The sequence below is a fragment of the Planctomycetia bacterium genome (assembly GCA_034440135.1).
Classification (GTDB): domain Bacteria; phylum Planctomycetota; class Planctomycetia; order Pirellulales; family JALHLM01; genus JALHLM01.
Window position 1 is genome coordinate 1 of record JAWXBP010000272.1, and the last position, 3,788, is coordinate 3,788.

At 59.6% G+C, this 3,788-nt stretch carries 3 protein-coding genes; all 3 read left to right on the forward strand.

Going from position 1 to position 3,788, the window contains the following annotated elements; translation table 11 throughout:
• Positions 1 to 95: 95 nt before the first annotated feature.
• Positions 96 to 1,361 (forward strand): ABC transporter ATP-binding protein, encoded by a 1,266-nt coding sequence (locus SGJ19_16680; protein ID MDZ4781888.1) that lies wholly within the window; start codon positions 96 to 98, stop codon positions 1,359 to 1,361.
• Entirely contained in the window at positions 1,358 to 2,680 is a 1,323-nt protein-coding gene (locus tag SGJ19_16685; GenBank protein MDZ4781889.1) for a polysaccharide pyruvyl transferase family protein, read from the forward strand. The genes SGJ19_16680 and SGJ19_16685 overlap by 4 nt, the downstream gene beginning before the upstream one ends.
• Before the next feature lie 68 nt (positions 2,681 to 2,748).
• Complete coding sequence (locus tag SGJ19_16690) at positions 2,749 to 3,771, forward strand: glycosyltransferase family A protein (GenBank protein MDZ4781890.1); 1,023 nt, start codon at positions 2,749 to 2,751, stop codon at positions 3,769 to 3,771.
• Positions 3,772 to 3,788 lie beyond the last annotated feature (17 nt).

Genomic DNA, 3,788 nt, shown 5'->3' on the forward strand with positions numbered 1-3,788 from the left:
ATTTCGGCGGCTGTTTCGGTCTGCATCTTGTGCAGCGGAGCGTTCTATTTCCGTCGCATGGAAAAGTCCTTCGCGGACGTGGTTTGAGGAACACTGTGAACGATATCGCCATCACCGTCGAAGACCTGGGTAAGCAATACCACATCGGTCACGTGCAAACGCGCTATCGCACGCTGCGCGAATCGATCACCGACGTCTTCGTCAGCCCGTTCCGCAAGGCGGCCCTGCTGGCGCGCGGCCACGCCGCCGCGGCGCATTCATTGCATGAATCGTTCTGGGCGCTCCGCAACGTGTCCTTCGAAGTAAAGCGCGGCGAAGTGCTCGGCGTCATCGGCCGCAACGGGGCCGGGAAGAGCACGCTGCTGAAAGTTCTAACGCGCATCACAGAGCCGACGGCCGGATTCGCTCAACTGCGCGGTCGAGTTGCGTCCCTGCTCGAAGTCGGCACCGGCTTTCACCCGGAATTGACGGGCCGCGAAAACGTTTATTTGAACGGCTCGATCCTCGGTATGACACGGCGCGAGATCCAGAGGAAGTTCGACGAGATCGTAGACTTCGCCGAAATCGCCAAGTTTATTGACACGCCGGTGAAGCACTATTCGAGCGGAATGTACTTGAGGCTCGCCTTCGCGGTCGCGGCGAATCTTGATCCCGATATTTTGCTCGTCGACGAGGTGCTCGCCGTCGGCGACGCGGAGTTCCAACGTAAATGCCTTGGCAAAATGGGGGATGTCGCGAGTCAAGGGCGCACAATTCTGTTCGTCAGTCACAATCTTGGCGCGGTCCAAGGGCTCTGCACGCGCGGCATTGTTTTAAGCAATGGACAGTTAACCTTTGATGGCGCCGCAACTAACGCCGTCCAAGAGTATCTGAATTCGTTGGAGAAATCGGCCGCGATTGGGCCCGCAGAAAGGCCTGATCGACGTGGTTCTGGCGTATCGCGGGTCGTCGGCTTTGACGTCGTCGGGAGTAACGGCATTCCGGGCATCGTCGTTTGCGGCGAGCGCGTCGAGTTCGTGATTGACGTCGTTCCGGTCGTCGACCATCGCGTTAATTGCGCATTCACGATCTACGACCAGCAGTCCAATCCAATCACGCATTTCACGACGCGTAACGTCAGCGTCGACCGCGAGGATCGCGCCTCCGGCACAACCCGTTTCAGCTGTGACGTCGGCCAGTTTCTCCTGGTTCCCGGTCGGTATCGCGTGAACGTCGCGATACAGTCCGATGAAGGTCTGCTGGATCACATCGAATCGGTGATGTCATTCGATGTATTGCCGCCCGAAGTCAGCGTGCAACCGAGGTATTCGATTCCCCGTATCGGGCAAATTGTACTGCCTCACGGGTGGAACGCCCAATGACGAGTGCAACCGCTGCGCAACGGGGCGGAACAGTGTTGGTCGATCCAAGCGGGTACCGTTGCGATCGCAATCTCGGCGACATGGCGATGCTCGTCGCGGCGCTTTCAAGACTTGACGCCTGGATGCCGGGCGCCCGGGTCAACTTGTTGACGCGCGACGTAGAGCGCACATCACAGGTGCTTCCTGGCGTGCAACCGGTGGACGCTACGGGGCGCGATCTCTGGGGTTCGTCACACCCCATTTGCGGCTATTCCGCTAAGCGATTGCCACGTCCATTCGGCCTTGTTCTGGAACAGGTGGAAGGCCGCATTCGGAGGACGTCGCCGGGCACCTTCGGCGCACTACTGAAACTCGCTCGAACATTTCGAGGAAAGGACGTCGACGCCACGCTGGCGATCGAGGAATTGATCAAGAACGCGACCGGCCTCATCGTTTCCGGCCAGGGCGGCATCAACGACGAGTTTTATCGCCACGCGTTGGGAACGCTGGCCATCCTTGAGCGCGCGCAACGGCAGGGCCGCCCGACGCTCATGTTCGGCCAAGGCATCGGACCGATCACCAACCCAAAGTTGAAATCGCGATGTCGCGAGGTGCTGCCCAAAGTAGATCATATCTGCCTCCGTGAATCGCAATTCGGACCTCCGTTTTTGCGTTCTATTGGTGTTCCCGAAGAGAAGTTCACGGTCACGGGGGATGATGCAATCGAGTTGTCGAACTCGTTTGCCAGCGAAGAAATCGGAACGGGTTTGGGCGTGAACGTGCGAGTTGCTCGTTACTCGGCAGTGAACGCTTTGCAGGTTGAAGAAATGGGGCGGCAGGTCACCAGGTTTGCCGCCGAACTCGATGCTCCGATCATCGGACTCCCCGTGCGGCGCGATTGCCCGCCAGACGACAATACTTCGATTCGAGAGCTGGTGAAGGACGTTCGTGGACAAGTGTCGCTGAACGACACAGTCTCCACGCCGGAACAACTTGCCGAGCAGGTTTCACGATGCCGCGTGGTGGTGACCGGCAGCTATCATGCGGGCGTTTTCGCGCTGTCCCAAGGACTTCCCGTGGTGGGCGTATATGCCCAGGAATACTACCGACAAAAGTTCCTCGGTCTGGCGGAAATGTTTCCGGGCGGCTTGACGGCGGTCGACATCGCGGCGGACGATGCGCCTCAGGAGTTAGGGACTGCCCTGAGGAGCGCTTGGAGCATGGCGGAAGAGCTACGCCCCCGGCTGCTGGCGCGCGCTTCAGAACAGGCAAGTGCGGCGAATCGCGCATTCGAAGCATGCATGCAGCGATTCCTTCCTGCTCAATTGATTGCTTGTTGAGCGATGTCACGGCGAGATGATTTCGCATTTTGGCAAAGCGGCGCGAATGTGACCTGGAGCATCAAGTCATGTCGGTAGTCGACACATGCGACGGCAATCCGCGACCGGCGACCGCGAAGCGGGCAACGCCTGCCGTGTCCGTCGTCATGCCGGTTTACAACCAGGAGGGTTTGGTCGGCGATGCCGTGCGCAGTATTTTGTCGCAGACGTTTCACGATTTCGAGTTCGTGATTGTTGACGACGGTTCGACGGACCGCACCCGCGAGGTGCTCGCGACTTTCAGCGATCCTCGGCTGCGCGTAATCGAAAGCGATCATGCCGGCTTTATTCACACGTTGCAGAAGGGCGTAGAACTGGCACGGGCGCCCTTGGTGGCGCGCATGGACTCGGACGACTTATCGCACCGGGAGCGGCTGGCCAAGCAAGTTCGCTTTCTCGACGAACATCCGGAGTTCGGCTTCGTGGGCAGCCTCTCCGGACTAGTCACGCTCGGCGGTAAAGCCCTGTTGCCGCTGCGAAAGTTCGGTTGGGAACCGCTGAAACCTGCCGGAATTACCCTCCGACCGCGCTTGTTCCCAGACGCGACGGGAGTGTTTCGCCGCGCCTTGGCGGAGCGCGTGGGCTTCTACGATCTCGAATTCGACAATGAAAACCCCCTCTGGTACCGGTTGATGCGCGAGGCGCCCGCCGCGCTCCTCGGAGATTGCCTGTACTTCGTGCGAGTGCTCGTTGATGGGCACTCCCGCAGCGTCGAGTCCTTGATGCGTCGCCGGAGAGTGTTCGCCGAAATCCGCCAAAAGTACGATCCTGACTATTCCGCATCGACCACGCCGATGGCGATCCATGCGGCTGATCCTGAGCTTCACGCGTTCAATATGCAAACCCGCGCCATCGGACTTTGCGTGGAAGCCGGCGACTTGAGCATCGCTCGCCGGCTTGCCTGGCGTTGTTTGCTCCAGCAACCGCTGCGACGCAGGTCGTGGCGAAGGATCGCCGAGGCGATCACAGGCAAACGCTCCTTGCCTCCACTTTGGAAAGCGAATCAGAGGACGTATTGCCGCGCGCGATTGGCGGATCATGTCGATTGCTAAGTCACTGACGCTGCGCC